Raw genomic sequence first — 13,997 nt, 5'->3', positions numbered from 1 at the left:
TGGGCGCAGCCGCTTGAGCGAGTTGATGGCTCCGCGCCTGCGCCCATTGCTCACGCCGCCGAATGATGGCAAACAAATGAGGAACAGACTCGACTTGCGAGTGGCCCTGAAAAATGGGGCAGGTCACCGGAGTCAACATTCCTTCCATGAGAAACCACAACTCTCCCCTGACACCCGAGGTCTGGCTGAATGATCTCTTCACCTCCAAGGCCGTGCAACAGGGCGGGGTGATCCGTCGCAAGGCGCGTGACATCGAACGGTTTGCCGGCATGGTGCGGTTCATGGCAGAAATTCACCGTCGCGGCTACCAGGTGGCGGAAAACTCCGGACAGATCATCATTTTCTGCAACCGCGCTCCAGTGCGGTGGCTCACACCCTGTGTGACCCCGATTTCTTCAAAAGAAATCGGGCCGAAATCTTTTGAAGATTTCGGGCAACGGCCACCGGTCTGAGAGGCCGCTTTCCCTGCGCACCCGCCAAGCGATACCGTGGACGATCGCGGGCATTTGCACTGTGCGTTCCGATCACCAGAGCGATTTTCGTCTCAGAATTGCCTTCGGTCGTGGTGGCGCTTGGCCGCGACGTCATGGGGCACGCAGCCGCGACAGGGGTCAGTAGATCGCCGTTTCCGGGTCTCTCCCTTCGATGCACCATGCCCGATACATCCCGTCGGAATTGAACGGCAAGACCATGCTGCCATCCCCGGCCACGGCGATCAGGCCGCCGGATCCTCCGATCACACCAAGGTCCGACATGACGACCGCGGTCGCGGCCTGCACGAGAGTGGCCGCAGCCAGCCTCATGCGCGCGTCTATCTCGTGTGCCACCAGCAATCGCATGAAGGCCTCGCCATCGCCGGTTGCGGAGACCGCGCAAGTGGCATTGTCCGCGAATGTTCCGGCCCCGATTATCGGGCTGTCCCCGACGCGGCCCGACCTTTTCGCCGTCATTCCGCCGGTGGATGTGGCGGCGGCCAGGTTCCCCTGCCGGTCGCGAGCGACGGCCCCCACCGTGCCATGCCTGCGCGACGGATCGTCGTCGAGCGTCCCGGATGCCTCCATCCGCAACGTATCCTGCAGCGCCTCCCACCTGTCCCGGGTGAAGAAATACCTGTCATCCTCGAACACCAGCCCCGCCTCCCGCGCGATCGCGACAGCCCCCGCCCCGATCATCAGCACGTGCTCGGTGCGCTCCATGACTGCGCGGGCCGCATGGATCGGGTTCCTGATGGTGGAAACACCGGCCACTGCCCCGGCGCTGCGGTCGCGCCCGTCCATGATCGCCGCATCCATTTCCTGGTTGCCCTCTCGGGTGAAGACCGCCCCGCGGCCCGCGTTGAAAAGCGGCTCGTCCTCAAGCGCCGCAACCGCCCCGGTCACGGCATCGAGCGCCGAGCCGCCGCGCGAAAGAACGGCCTTTCCGGGCTCCAGGGCGCGGGAAAGCGCGACATTGTACCCGGCCTCGCGTTCCGGTGTCATGTCACGCCGCGGCATGACCCCGGCACCGCCATGAATCGCGATCGAGAAAGGCTTGGTCAATGTGTCGTGCTCCTCGGTTCTCACGTCACGGTCCCTGGGCCACCCGGCATGTGTGGTGGCTTGGCGCCGGTGACGTATCTGTTACGCCGCGGCAGGATTACGGCGCATGCCAAAGTGAACGGATGGCAAAGTTGATTGCCGACCAGTAAGCTCCACAATACACGCAGCAGAGTCCAGAAGAGATCGGAGAAGCCAGAATGGATATGTCGGAAAGACCTGTACCCGGCGGCACATTGGTTGCCATAGGGGGCGCCGAGGACAAGACATCCGAAGCCGCCATCCTGAGCCGGGTGCTCGGGTTCGCCGGGGTGGAAACAACGACCGTCGGTGTCATTACCACAGCCAGCAGCATTCCCGACGACGTCTTTTCAGGTTACCGCGACGTCTTTCAAAGACTGGGAGCGTCGGAAGTCCTGGATATCCGGATCCGGGAGCGGGCAGATGCGGCCAGCGAAAGTCTGATTGACCTTGTCTGGAAATGCGACGTGATCTTCATCTCGGGTGGGGACCAGATGAGACTGACCAGCATCCTGGGCGCTTCGCCCGCTCTTGAGGCGATCCGTAAGAAGTATCACGAAGGCACTGTCGTCGCCGGTACGAGCGCCGGCGCGGCCTGCCAGTCCACGACCATGGTCTATGGCGGGCATGCGACGGACTCGCTGCGAAAGGGCGCGGTCAAGATGTCGGCCGGCTTCGGGTTCATCGACGGGGTGATCATTGACACGCATTTCCTCGAACGCGGCAGGTTTTCGCGTCTGATGGAGGTCGGCGCCACCAATCCGGAATACCTTGGCGTCGGGCTCGGGGAGGATGCCGCCGTTCTGTTCAAGGGCGGCACGATCCACGCCTTCGGGCCGGGCCATGTAATCCTCGTTGACAGTTCCGGGATAACAGGTTCCAATGTATTCGATCTTGCAGACGGTGAGGCGGTGAGCGTCCACAACGTCGTCATGCATGCGCTGGTCGACGGCAACAGTTACAGTTTGGCTGACCGGCGCGTTCTCGGACCCGAAGAGTCCGGGATCGGAAGTCTGGAGCAAAACAATGCGTATACTTGAGCTTCGCGCACTGCGCGGGCCGAATTACTACAGCCGCTATCAAGCCATATACATGCGGCTGGACATCGAGGATCTCGAGGACAGACCCAGCGACAAGGTTCCGGGGATCGCGGAAAAACTGGAAGCGATCATTCCAACCATCCACGAACACCGCTGTTCCGTCGGAGAACCGGGCGGCTTTCTGCAACGGGTGCGCAACGGCACCTATGCGGGCCACATGGTCGAGCATGTGGCGATCGAGTTGCAGAACCTGATCGGGTTTTCCGTCGGGTATGGCAAGACAGTCGACAGCTACGAAACCGGGATCTACAACGTGGTCTTCCGCTATCGCGACGAGGCCACCGGCCTCGCGGCGGGAGAAGCCGCGGTCGATATCGTACGCCAGCTTTATCATGGGGAATATGTCCATCTCGCCCCGGTCATCGAGCACCTCAAGGAGGTCCGTGATGCAAACGCGCTCGGCCCCTCGACCGGCGCCATCGTCAATGCAGCCAAGGCACGCAACATCCCGCATTGCAACCTGACCGAAGGGACCAGCTATACGCAATTGGGTCATGGCGTGAAGCAGCGCCGGTTCCAGGCCACGGTGACCGATGGATCGGGTATCATCGGGCACTCGATCGCCGACGACAAGGACTGGACCAAGCAGATCCTGGATGATGCCGGAGTGGCGGTTCCGAAGGGCAGTACCTGCTATTCGTGGGACGAGGTCGTCGAGGCGGCGCAATGGATCGGCTGGCCGGTGGTGACGAAACCCCTCGCCGGGAATCACGGGCGCGGCGTGACAACGAACATCACGAGCATGGACGACCTCAAATCGGGTTACGAAACGGCGCTCGCAAGGGTGCGTGACGGCTCCGCCGCAGTGATTGTCGAAAGCTATATCAAGGGTGAGGATCACCGCATGCTGGTGATCGGAGGCAAGCTGGTCGCAGCGGCGCGGCGCCGGCCCGCGCATGTTACCGGCGATGGACTATCGACGATCAGGCAATTGATCGACAAGGCGAACGAGGATCCGCGCCGCGGCGTCGGGCATGAGAACCTGCTGACACAGATCAGTGTGGACGACCAGACCCACCGCATGCTGGAACAGTCCGGGCTGACACTGGACAGCGTGCCGGCAGAGACCGAAATGATTCTGTTGAAATCCACCGCCAACATCTCGACCGGCGGCACGGCCACGGACCTCACCGACGAGGTGCATCCCGAGATCAAGTTCGCGATGGAGCGTATCGCGCGATTGATCGGGCTTGACGTGATCGGGATAGATCTTCTTGCAGAGACGCTGAACCGGCCGCTTGACCAGCAATCCGCCGGCGTGGTCGAGGTGAATGCCGGCCCCGGATTCCGGATGCACATGTCACCGACGCACGGCACGCCGCGCCTGGTTGGCGAGCATGTGGTCGAGATGCTGTTTCCGGACCCCACCGATAACGGCCGCATTCCGATCACCGCGATCACCGGAACAAACGGCAAGACAACCACGACACGCCTGACCACGCATATCCTGCGGCAGGCGGGCCATTCCGTCGGAATGGGCTGCACCGGCACTGTCGAAATCGACAATCACGTCATCCTGCGTGGCGACTATTCCGGGCCGGCAGCCGCACAGGCCGTTCTGCGCGAACCGACCGTGGAACACGCGGTTCTCGAGGTGGCGCGCGGCGGCATCATGCGCCGGGGGCTGGGCTTTGACGAATGCGATGTCGGCGTGCTTCTGAACATCGCGTCCGACCATCTGGGCGAACGTGACATCCACACGTTGGACGAACTGGCGCGCTGCAAGACGGTGGTGGTGGACGCCGTCAAGAGAGAGGGCGGGTATTGCGTTCTCAACGCCGACGATCCGCTGGTCATGGATCAGGGCACATTCTGGGCGCGCGGCGAAATCATCTATTTCACCATGAATCCCGACAATCCCGATCTCAAGGATCACCTCAGCAGCATCGGCATGGTTGTCACCGTCAGGAACGGGCGGATTGTGCTGATGCGTGGCAAGGTCACCGTGGATGTGGTCGATGTCAATGACGTGCCGATCGCGTTCGAAGGGCACGCACCCTTCAACGTGCAGAACGCCATGGCCGCCGCGGCCGTGGCACTCGCCCACGGTATCGAGATCGACGATATTCGCGCGGGGCTTCTGAGTTTCCATCCGACACCGGCGCAAATGCCCGGCCGGACCAACTATTTCGAGGCCGATGGCGTGAAATGCCTGATCGACTATGGCCACAACGTGCCCGCTCTGGAGGCGCTTGAACCACTGGTCTGCGGGCTGGGGCGACAGCGCAAGATCGGTGTCTCGACCGCGCCGGGCAATCGTCGGGACGAGGATCTTGCCGCGCTCGGGGCGCAGCTGGCGAAAATGTGCGACATTCTGTATGTCTACGAAACCGATGCCCGCGGGCGCCCCGAAGGAGAGACGGCGCGGCTTATCCAGACGGGCGCGGACGCGGCCGGGGCGGACTGTGCCGTGCGTGTCATCATGAACGAACAGGAAGCGGTGACCCGCGCCATCGGGGATGCCCGGACCGACGATTTCCTGCTGCTGCTGGTGGACGACATCGCCGGCACCACGGAACGGCTCAAGGGCCGCAGTTTCCCGGTACAGGCCGATCTGGCCCAGCCATAGGCGCAACCGGACGAGGCAGCACGGCGGGACACGCCCTGACCGTTTCACTCGCGCTCCGCAATGAAAGGACCGCATCCAATGACAAGAAACGTATTCGTGGTCGGAATGAATGACCTGAACGCCGAACGGCTCAGGAGGTTGAGGGGTGTCGAGGACGTTGTTTTTCATCCGCTGCTGACATCCGAGGCGGTGTCGGACACGCAGGAATTCGACATTCCCGCGATGCTTGAGGAGGCCGAAGCGACACTGGATGCCTTCGAGGGGTCGATCGACGCCATCGTCGGCTATATCGACTTTCCGGTTTCCACGATGCTGCCCCTGCTCAGCCGGAAATACGGCACACCCAACGCCTCTCTCGAAAGTCTCCTGAAATGCGAGCACAAGTACTGGTCGCGCAAGGTCATGGCGGAAGTGATCCCCGATCATGTTCCGAAGTTCACCGCCTTCGATCCGTTCGACGAGTCAGCCCTGGCCAGGATCGGAGAGGCGGATCTGCGTTTTCCTTTCTTTGTCAAACCGATCAAGTCCTCCGGTTCGCGATTGGGGTTCCGCATCGACAGCCCCGAGGATTTCGATTACGCCGTCGCCGCCTTCCGCGCCGAGATCGGACAGATATCCGAGCCCTTCAACCACGTTCTGGAACAGGCCGACCTGCCCGATGACATCAAGGCGATCGAGGGCCATTACTGCATGGCAGAACAGGTGATAGGCGGGCGTCAATGCACCGTGGAAGGCTATGTCCATGACGGCGAGGTCGTGCCTTACGGCACCGTCGACTCGATCCGCTATCCGCAGGTTCTGAGTTTCTTTTACTATTTCTACCCGTCCACGTTACCGCGCCCCGTGCAGGAGCAGATGAACGCGATCACCCGCAGGATCATGGTGCATATCGGCTATGACAATGCGGGCTTCAACATCGAGTATTACTGGGACGAGGTGCAGAACAAGATCTGGCTGCTCGAGATCAACACCCGCATCGCGCAATCGCATTGCGACCTTTTCGAAATGGTCGATGGCGTGAGCCATCAGCAGGTCACGGTGGATCTGGGTCTGGGACGCAGGCCCGACATGCCCCGCGGCGAAGGCCCCGAGAACGTGGCGGCCGAATTCTTCTACCGTGTGTTCTTCAATGACGCGACGGTTGCACGCGTGCCGTCACGCGCCGAGATCGAGGTTGCCGCGGAACAGGTCGAGGGTACGCGTATCGCTTCGTACGTGAAACGCGGCATGAAGTTGTCGGAACTGCCCGAACAGGATGCCTACAGCTACGCCGTGGCGTCGGTCTGGATGGGCGCCGGACGGCAGTCCAAGCTGCTATGGAACTATGAGCAGGTGATGAAGCGGCTGAATTACGAATTCACGGACATTGTCGAGTGACCGCCGCTGAAGGCTGGACATCCCGGTACGCCGGCGCGATAGACAATGTTCCGACCATTTCCCGCAAACCGGAAAAAGCCCCATGAAGATAGACATGCCGTTGCCCCGCCCGGTGCGGGAAATTGAGCACCTCGAGATTCCGATGCCCGACGGAACCCGGCTGGCCGCCCGCATCTGGATGCCCGAGGACGCCGATACGCATGCCGTGCCCGCGATCCTCGAATACATCCCCTATCGAAAGAACGACAAGACGCTGGAGCGCGACCATGCCCGTGCCCCGTGGCTTGCCGCGCGAGGCTATGCATATGTGCGGGTCGATCTGCGCGGCACCGGCGAGTCCGAAGGCGTGATGACCGATGAATACACCGAGACCGAGCTGCAGGACGGGTGCGATGCCATCGCATGGATCGCGGATCAGGCCTGGTGCGACGGCGGTGTCGGGATCGTCGGCATATCCTGGGGCGGTTTCAACGGGCTGCAACTTGCCGCGCTGCGCCCTCCCGCGCTGAAGGCGGTCGTTTCGATCTGCTCCACGGATGACCGATATGCGGACGACATCCACTACATGGGCGGCACCCTTCTTTGTGAGCAGCTCTCATGGGCGTCGGTGATGTTCGGAATCAACACCCTGCCGCCCGATCCGGCCCATGTCGGAGATCGCTGGCGCGAGATGTGGGAAGCGCGGCTCGACGGTTCCGGAGTGTGGCTGAAGAACTGGCTGGAACACCAGACACGCGATGCGTCCTGGAAGCATGGCTCGGTATGCGAGGACTATTCCGACATCACGATCCCGGTCTACGCGGTCAGCGGATGGGCCGACGGCTATTGCCGAACCGTTTTCCGGCTGGTCGAGAACCTCGATGGTCCGGTCAAGGGGCTGGTCGGACCCTGGGCTCATCGCTATCCCCATGTCGGTGAGCCCGGACCGGCGATCGACTGGCTTGGCGAGGAAATCCGCTGGTGGGATCAATGGCTCAAGGGCGAGGACACCGGCATCATGGACGAACCGCCGCTGCGCCTCTTCATGCAGGATCACGGCCGCCCGCAAACCCACTACACCCGCCGTGACGGCCACTGGATCACCGAACCGGCATGGCCGTCGCCAAATATCCGCCGGACCACCTTTGCCCTTGGCGCCGATGGCCGGTTGTCCTCCTCCGGTGGACTGTCCGGCGGGCGCGTGGAACTGGCCTCGCCGCTCTGGGTCGGACGGCATGGCGGCAAATGGTGTTCATATGCGCATCCCGGCGATCAGCCCGGCGATCAACGACGGGACGACGCCGGCAGCCTGACCTTCGAAACCGGGCCTCTGAACACGCCGCTGCACATGGTCGGCGATGCAACGCTGACGCTGAGCTTCACCGCCGACCGGCCCGTGGCACAGGTGGCGGTGCGACTGGTGGACGTGGCGCCGGATGGTGCGGCGACGCGTGTCAGCTACGGGATGCTGAACCTGACCCATCGCGACAGTCATGAAAACCCTGCGCCGCTGACACCGGGACAGACGTATACGGTGGACGTGCCGATGAAACATGTCGCGCAGACGTTCCGCGCCGGGCACCGTATCCGGCTCGGCGTGTCAAGTTGTTACTTTCCCCTTGCATGGCCCGCACCCGAACCCGTTACACTTGCTATCCACACCGGGCAGAGCATGCTCAACCTGCCCTTGCGCACCGCCGCGCCCGGCGTCGCACACGGGTTCGAGGAACCGCGCGCCGGACAGCCCCTTGACCAGAGTTTCGAGGCGCCCCCGCAATCGGAATGGGTCCTCCGGGAAGATGCCGAAACCGGCCGGGTCACCGTCGAAGTGCGGGACCATGAGGGCGCCGCGCACATAGCCGCACATGGCCTCACGCATTCCGCCGAAGGCGTCGAACGGTATTCGGTCCTTCCCGACGATCCCGCCTCGGCCGAGGGCGAGGTTACATGGACCCACGAGATGCGCCGCCAGGACTGGTCAGTGCGCACGATAACCCGCACGCGCCTGACCTGTGACTCAATCGATTTTCACATCTCGGCGCACCTGCAGGCCTTTGCCGATGACATCCGGGTCAGGGACGATCGCCAGGAATTCACCATTCCGCGCAACAACGTCTGACGGTTGGCCGGGTCATTCCATCGCCGATGCAATGCCGGATGTCCGGGGCGGCCTGTTCGTCAGCGTCACGTTTCGCCCGACCCGCGCCAATGATCCGGCATGGGATTCAGTCAGGAACGTTGTCGATTCCGGACCCGCCCAGAGGGTGGCATCGCGCGATGCGCCGCGCCGCCAGCCATGTGCCGCGGATGGTCCCGTGTTTTTCCAGCGCCTCCAGCGCATAGGCGCTACAGGTGGGATGATAGCGGCAGCCGTTCCCCACCCACGGGCTGAAGAGCAGGCGATACGCCCGCACGGGCAGAGCCGCGATATGGGCAAGAGGGCTCATTCGGATGTTCCGTGAAGCCGGTCGAGCGCTGTACACAGGTCCTTCTTGAGCAGATCGAAGGATCGTTCGGCCGTCGCCCCGGCCCGGCCGACCAACACATAATCCCACCCCTCGCGCCCACGCTCGGGCAACACGGCACGGGCCGCGGCGCGCAGACGGCGCTTGGCCCGGTTGCGCGCAACCGCGTTGCCCACCTTGCGCGAACAGGTGAACCCGACACGCACCGCGCCGGGCACCTCGTCGTGACCGCGCCGCCGGGCCTGCACCAGCATCGAGGGCGTCGCATGGCGGCGGGCCCGCGCGGCGCGCAGAAAATCACTCCTGTTGCGCAGGACCTCGTGACGCAAAAAATCCGCCCGAGGCGGTCCCTCCGAGTGTTCGGCTGGGGCCTCCGGCGGTTTCATTCCGTCAAATCCCGACGCGCGGATCAGGCGCTGAGCGACTTGCGTCCGCGTGCGCGGCGCGCGTTGAGGATCTTGCGCCCTGCCTTGGTGGCCATGCGCGCACGGAACCCGTGGCGCCGCTTGCGAACCAGGTTAGAGGGTTGGTAGGTGCGTTTCATCGCTCCGACTCCTGCTTTTTCTGAACGGTTTGCGCGACTTGCATGACCGGCGCGCTACCGCTGAATATCCGAAGCCCGGTCTATAGTCCCGGACTGAACACAAGTCAAACCCGCGCGGCCCGGATTGAAACAAAAAACGGCGGCCCGACCTCCGGCGATGTTACAATCGCCTCCGGAACGGGGCAAACGGGTCACCGACGATCAAGCGCGCGTGATACGGCTGGGAATGTTGCCCCGCAACCGGCAGATCGGGGGCAATGTAAACAAAGCCGGGCGAATCTGAGAAATGGATGACGTGTCACACTCGAACCGAAACAGTTTCATGCGGCACGCACCGCTTGCCGCGATCCTCACCGCTGCCGTCGTCGGGTATTTCACCCTTGGCGATTACTTCACTTTCGAAACGCTGCAGGAGAACCGCGAGGCCCTGATGGCGTTCCGGGATGCGAACTACGCGGGGCTGGTGGTTGCCTTCGTGGCGGTCTACTTCGTCATTGTCGCGTTTTCGCTGCCGGGGGCCGCCGTCGCCTCGGTTACCGGAGGATTCCTTTTCGGTCTCCTTGCCGGGACAGTCTTCAACGTCACTGCCGCCTCTCTCGGGGCGTTCGCGATCTTCTGGGCGGCACGCCTCGGGCTGGGCCGTGCGCTCGCCGCCCGCATGGAAGCGTCGGAAGGCACAATAAAGCGGCTCAAGACCGGATTGCACGAGCACGAAATCAGCGTACTCTTCCTGTTGCGCCTTGTCCCTGCGGTTCCCTTCTTCGTGGCGAACCTTGTCCCGGCGCTGGTCGGGGTGCGTTTCTTCAATTATGCCTTCACGACGGTTCTGGGGATCATTCCCGGCGCGATCGTCTTTACCTGGATCGGGGTTGGTCTGGGCGAGGTTTTCGACCGCGGCGAAAGCCCCGACCTGTCACTGTTGTGGGAACCCGAGATCATCGGACCGATACTCGGCCTGTGCGCCCTGGCAGCGCTGCCGATCCTCATCAAAACAATCCGCGGACGCAAGGAAATCTGAAAATGACTCGAGTGAAAACCGATCTGCTGGTCATCGGGGCCGGCTCGGGCGGGCTTTCCGTCGCGGCGGGCGCGGTACAGATGGGCGCCGACGTGACCCTTCTGGAAGGGCATAAAATGGGGGGCGATTGCCTGAATTTCGGCTGCGTGCCCTCCAAGGCGCTGATCGCAAGCGCGAAGGCGGCGCATGCTCAGGCCAGTTCCGATGTTTTCGGCGTCGCGTCGGTGACGCCCACGGTCGATTACGCGGCGGCCAAGGATCACGTTGCCGACGTGATCGCAACCATCGCGCCGGTCGACAGCGTGGAACGGTTCGAAGGGCTGGGCGTGCGCGTGGTACGCGAATACGGGCACTTCATATCCGACCGTGAGGTGCAAGCGGGCGAACATGTCATCACCGCGCGCAGGATTGTCATCGCGACCGGATCATCGCCGCTGGTGCCGCCCATTCCCGGACTCGACACCGTACCCTACGAAACCAACGAAACTTTGTTCGAGCTGCGCCGGAAACCCGGGCACCTGCTGATTGTCGGCGGCGGCCCGATCGGCATGGAAATGGCCCAGGCGCATCGCCGCCTCGGCAGCGACGTGACCGTGATCGAGGGAATGAAGGCCCTCGGCAACGACGACCCCGAAACCGCCGAGATCGTGCTGAACAATCTGCGCTCCGAAGGCGTGACCATCGCCGAGGACGCGATGGCCGCGGAAATCCGAGGCACAGCGGGCGCGATCGAGGTCGAGGCCAAGGACGGGCGCGTGTTCATGGGGTCACACCTCTTGATGGCAGTGGGACGCAAGGCCAATACCGAACGGCTCAACCTCGAAAAGGCGGGGATCGAAAGTACACGGCGCGGCATAAAGGTGGATGACAAGCTCAAGACCACGAATTCGCGGGTCTATGCGATCGGCGACGTTGCCGGCGGTCTGCAGTTCACCCATGTGGCCGGGTACCATGCCGGGGTGATCATCCGATCTGCCCTCTTCGGGCTGCCGGCAAGGCAGAGGGTCGATCATATTCCCTGGGCCACCTATACGGAACCCGAGCTGGCGCAGGTGGGCCTGACCGAGGCACAGGCCCGCGATACGCATGGCAGCGCGCTGGAAGTGGTGCGGTTCGGCTACGAACACAACGACCGGGCCATCGCCGAACGCAAGACCGACGGCCTGATCAAGGTGATGGTTGCAAAGGGGCGGCCTGTCGGCGTTTCCATCGCCGGTGCACAGGCCGGTGAGCAGATCAATCTTTGGGCCATGGTCCTGGCCAACCGGCTGAAAATGAAACAGGTCGCGGCGATGGTTTCCCCCTATCCGACGATCGGGGAAATCAGCAAACGCGCGGCAGGGGCCTATTTCTCACCACGGTTGTTTGATAGTCCTGTCGTCAAACGGGTGGTCGGGCTGGTTCAACGCTGGCTGCCGTGATCCGGGACTGTTTGCGATGCTGAATTCACTTTCCGGGCGTTTTCTTGTACTGACGGCCGTATTCGTGATGCTGGCGGAAGTCATGATTTTCGTGCCTTCCGTGGCACGCTATCGCGAGGATTTCCTGCTGTCGCGGCTCGAACGGTCCCAGATCGCGTCGCTGGCGCTTCTGGCGGACGAGGTGATCGACGCCGACCTCGAAGAAGAACTGCTGCGCAATGCCGGTGTCTACAATATCGTGCTGCGCCGTGACGCCGCCCGGCAATTGGTGCTGTCGTCGCCGGTGCCAGGACCGGTCAGCAAGACTTTTGATCTGCGCGATGCAACCGGGCCCGGCCTGATCCGCGACGCGATGGTGCGCCTGGCAACACCGGAAACCGAGATGATCCGGGTGATCGGCATGCCGGTTCGCATGGGCGGACTTCTGATCGAGGTGACGATGGAAACCGGTGCATTGCGCGCGGCGATGATCGATTACGGGCTGCGCATCCTTGTGCTGTCGGCCGTGATTTCGTTCATCACGGCGGTTCTGCTGTTCCTCGCTGTTCGGGTTTTCCTGGTCAAACCGATCAAACGCGTGGTCGGACACATGCAATCCTATGCCGCCGCCCCCGAGGACGCGCAGCGTATCATCCGGCCAAGCGCGGGGATCAGGGAACTGCGCGAGGCCGAAGACACGTTGCAGCAGATGCAGACGCAACTGACGGGCGCGCTCAAGCAGAAGGAGCGACTGGCGCAGTTGGGCGCGGCGGTGGCCAAGGTCAGCCACGACCTTCGCAACATCCTCACCAGCGCGCAGCTGTTCACTGACAGGATCGAGACCAGCCAGGACCCCCTCGTCAAGCGGATGGCGCCGAAGCTGGTCAATTCCCTCACCAGGGCCGTGCACCTGTGCGAGGGGACGCTGGCCTATGGCAAGGCCGAGGAACCGGCGCCCACACTGAGCCGCTTCGCCCTGCGCGACATCGTCGAGGACGTGATCGACAGCGAGCGGCTTTCGGCCGGGGACGCCGAGATCACCGTCCGGCAGGACGTGCCGCCCGGACTTGAACTGCGCGCCGACGCGGAGCAGCTTTACCGCGTGATCGCCAATCTGGTCCGCAATGCGCGTCAGGCCATCGTGGAAAACAGCGAACGCGGTGAAATCTCGGTCAGCGCGCGCGCTGAAAGCGACAGCTGGATCATTCATGTCTCCGACACCGGCCCCGGGCTGCCGCAAAAGGCGCGGGATCACTTGTTCAAGCCATTCCAGAGCGGCACCACCAAGGGCGGGTCCGGCTTGGGCCTGGCGATCTCGGCCGAGTTGATGCGCGGCCATGGCGGCGCGCTGACACTCGAAAAGACGGGGCCGGACGGTACGGTGTTTCGCATCGAGATCCCCAAGGGCGAGGATCTGGCCGGCCAGTGAAGATGCCAGCTCGCCTGTGCGGATCCGGGCCGATCCATCAGGCTCCGGACGGGGATTGCCCGGCGCGGTCGAAACGGGGTGCGCGGGCGGTTGACGCCGGCAGCACCCAGGATTTACCGCACCGCGTTTCCGTGTGGCAAATCCCACCGGATTACCCCTTGCAAAGAAACCCCACAACGTCTATTGCCTCACGCTCACGGACCGATAGCTCAGCTGGATAGAGTACCTGACTACGAATCAGGGGGTCGGGGGTTCGAATCCTCCTCGGTCCGCCACTATACACCACACCTCATTTACATAAATCGTTGTAATATAGAAGTAAATTAGGTTACCTGCACCCTCATCCTAGGCTGATGGTGCCGTTTTGCTATACATCTCGCTATACACGTTGCTATACCTAATCTTGTTAGCAGGAGGGGTTTTGCATCATGGCGGCATTGTTGCACATCTCTGACGACAGAGGATTCACTTTGCGAGTCCATGCGGTTACACGGGCTGCATGAGCAAGCCACCTCCCGCCCGCTATCGCACGACGAACTGGTCCAGCTACAACGCGTCGC

General features: G+C 62.7%; 12 protein-coding genes and 1 tRNA gene. 9 read left to right on the top strand and 4 right to left on the bottom strand.

Features of this window, described 5'->3' with window-relative positions; all coding sequences use genetic code 11:
• Positions 1-113 precede the first annotated feature (113 nt).
• Positions 114-452: an aspartate aminotransferase gene (locus tag DQW77_RS17420; RefSeq protein ID WP_309301328.1), complete on the top strand. Its 339-nt coding sequence runs from the start codon at positions 114-116 to the stop codon at positions 450-452.
• 159 nt (positions 453-611) lie between these two features.
• On the opposite strand, the gene DQW77_RS17415 is transcribed toward DQW77_RS17420, so the two are convergent.
• Positions 612-1,538, bottom strand: coding sequence for an isoaspartyl peptidase/L-asparaginase family protein (locus DQW77_RS17415; RefSeq protein WP_113259566.1), 927 nt, complete (start codon positions 1,536-1,538; stop codon positions 612-614).
• A gap of 197 nt (positions 1,539-1,735) precedes the next feature.
• Here DQW77_RS17415 and DQW77_RS17410 point away from each other — a divergent pair, with 197 nt between their 5' ends.
• The 4 genes from DQW77_RS17410 to DQW77_RS17395 all read left to right on the top strand — a co-directional run bounded on the left by DQW77_RS17410 (position 1,736) and on the right by DQW77_RS17395 (position 8,700).
• Positions 1,736-2,596 carry a cyanophycinase gene (locus DQW77_RS17410; RefSeq protein ID WP_113259562.1) on the top strand — a complete coding sequence of 287 codons (861 nt, stop codon included), beginning with the start codon at positions 1,736-1,738 and terminating at the stop codon, positions 2,594-2,596.
• Positions 2,583-5,225, top strand: a complete 2,643-nt coding sequence (cphA, locus tag DQW77_RS17405) for a cyanophycin synthetase (protein WP_113259561.1) — start codon at positions 2,583-2,585, stop codon at positions 5,223-5,225. Before DQW77_RS17410 ends, cphA begins: the two co-directional genes overlap by 14 nt.
• Positions 5,226-5,303: 78 nt before the next feature.
• On the top strand, positions 5,304-6,602 hold the full coding sequence (locus DQW77_RS17400) for an acetyl-CoA carboxylase biotin carboxylase subunit family protein (RefSeq protein WP_113259559.1): 1,299 nt from the start codon (positions 5,304-5,306) through the stop codon (positions 6,600-6,602).
• 82 nt (positions 6,603-6,684) lie between these two features.
• A complete protein-coding gene (locus DQW77_RS17395; RefSeq protein ID WP_181711330.1) occupies positions 6,685-8,700 on the top strand; it encodes a CocE/NonD family hydrolase in 2,016 nt (671 codons plus the stop codon).
• Between the two features lie 106 nt (positions 8,701-8,806).
• Here the strand turns inward: DQW77_RS17395 and yidD are convergent, their stop codons facing one another.
• Genes yidD through rpmH form a run of 3 tightly spaced genes read right to left on the bottom strand, consistent with a single transcriptional unit; the run spans position 8,807 to position 9,590 of the window.
• On the bottom strand, positions 8,807-9,028 hold the full coding sequence (yidD, locus tag DQW77_RS17390; RefSeq protein ID WP_113259557.1) for a membrane protein insertion efficiency factor YidD: 222 nt from the start codon (positions 9,026-9,028) through the stop codon (positions 8,807-8,809).
• Positions 9,025-9,432, bottom strand: a complete 408-nt coding sequence (gene rnpA, locus DQW77_RS17385; protein ID WP_113259555.1) for a ribonuclease P protein component — start codon at positions 9,430-9,432, stop codon at positions 9,025-9,027. Before rnpA ends, yidD begins: the two co-directional genes overlap by 4 nt.
• 23 nt (positions 9,433-9,455) lie before the next feature.
• Entirely contained in the window at positions 9,456-9,590 is a 135-nt protein-coding gene (rpmH, locus tag DQW77_RS17380) for a 50S ribosomal protein L34 (protein ID WP_005980833.1), read from the bottom strand.
• 286 nt (positions 9,591-9,876) lie between these two features.
• On the opposite strand from rpmH, the gene DQW77_RS17375 reads away from it, so the two are divergent.
• From DQW77_RS17375 to DQW77_RS17360, 4 genes are all read left to right on the top strand, one after another.
• Positions 9,877-10,608, top strand: coding sequence for a TVP38/TMEM64 family protein (locus tag DQW77_RS17375; protein WP_113259553.1), 732 nt, complete (start codon positions 9,877-9,879; stop codon positions 10,606-10,608).
• Between the two features lie 2 nt (positions 10,609-10,610).
• The gene (locus tag DQW77_RS17370) at positions 10,611-12,029 is read left to right on the top strand and encodes an NAD(P)/FAD-dependent oxidoreductase (protein ID WP_113259551.1); all 1,419 of its coding nucleotides are present in this window, start codon (positions 10,611-10,613) and stop codon (positions 12,027-12,029) included.
• A 16-nt stretch (positions 12,030-12,045) separates the two neighbouring features.
• Positions 12,046-13,437, top strand: a complete 1,392-nt coding sequence (locus tag DQW77_RS17365; protein WP_113259549.1) for a sensor histidine kinase — start codon at positions 12,046-12,048, stop codon at positions 13,435-13,437.
• 198 nt (positions 13,438-13,635) lie between these two features.
• Positions 13,636-13,712: transfer RNA gene (locus tag DQW77_RS17360), tRNA-Arg, on the top strand.
• Positions 13,713-13,997 lie beyond the last annotated feature (285 nt).

The organism is Roseovarius sp. TE539, assembly GCF_003298505.1.
Classification (GTDB): Bacteria; Pseudomonadota; Alphaproteobacteria; order Rhodobacterales; family Rhodobacteraceae; genus Roseovarius.
This window is presented reverse-complemented; position numbering and strand designations above follow the sequence as displayed.

Bases quoted from the DNA above. Each gene is read 5' to 3' on its own strand.
- DQW77_RS17420 (WP_309301328.1), top strand. From the start codon at position 114: ATGGGGCAGGTCACCGGAGTCAACATTCCTTCCATGAGAAACCACAAC.
- DQW77_RS17410 (WP_113259562.1), top strand. From the start codon at position 1,736: ATGGATATGTCGGAAAGACCTGTACCCGGCGGCACATTGGTTGCCATA.
- cphA (WP_113259561.1), top strand. From the start codon at position 2,583: ATGCGTATACTTGAGCTTCGCGCACTGCGCGGGCCGAATTACTACAGC.
- DQW77_RS17400 (WP_113259559.1), top strand. From the start codon at position 5,304: ATGACAAGAAACGTATTCGTGGTCGGAATGAATGACCTGAACGCCGAA.
- DQW77_RS17395 (WP_181711330.1), top strand. From the start codon at position 6,685: ATGAAGATAGACATGCCGTTGCCCCGCCCGGTGCGGGAAATTGAGCAC.
- yidD (WP_113259557.1), bottom strand. From the start codon at position 9,028: ATGAGCCCTCTTGCCCATATCGCGGCTCTGCCCGTGCGGGCGTATCGC.
- rnpA (WP_113259555.1), bottom strand. From the start codon at position 9,432: ATGAAACCGCCGGAGGCCCCAGCCGAACACTCGGAGGGACCGCCTCGG.
- rpmH (WP_005980833.1), bottom strand. From the start codon at position 9,590: ATGAAACGCACCTACCAACCCTCTAACCTGGTTCGCAAGCGGCGCCAC.
- DQW77_RS17375 (WP_113259553.1), top strand. From the start codon at position 9,877: ATGGATGACGTGTCACACTCGAACCGAAACAGTTTCATGCGGCACGCA.
- DQW77_RS17370 (WP_113259551.1), top strand. From the start codon at position 10,611: ATGACTCGAGTGAAAACCGATCTGCTGGTCATCGGGGCCGGCTCGGGC.
- DQW77_RS17365 (WP_113259549.1), top strand. From the start codon at position 12,046: ATGCTGAATTCACTTTCCGGGCGTTTTCTTGTACTGACGGCCGTATTC.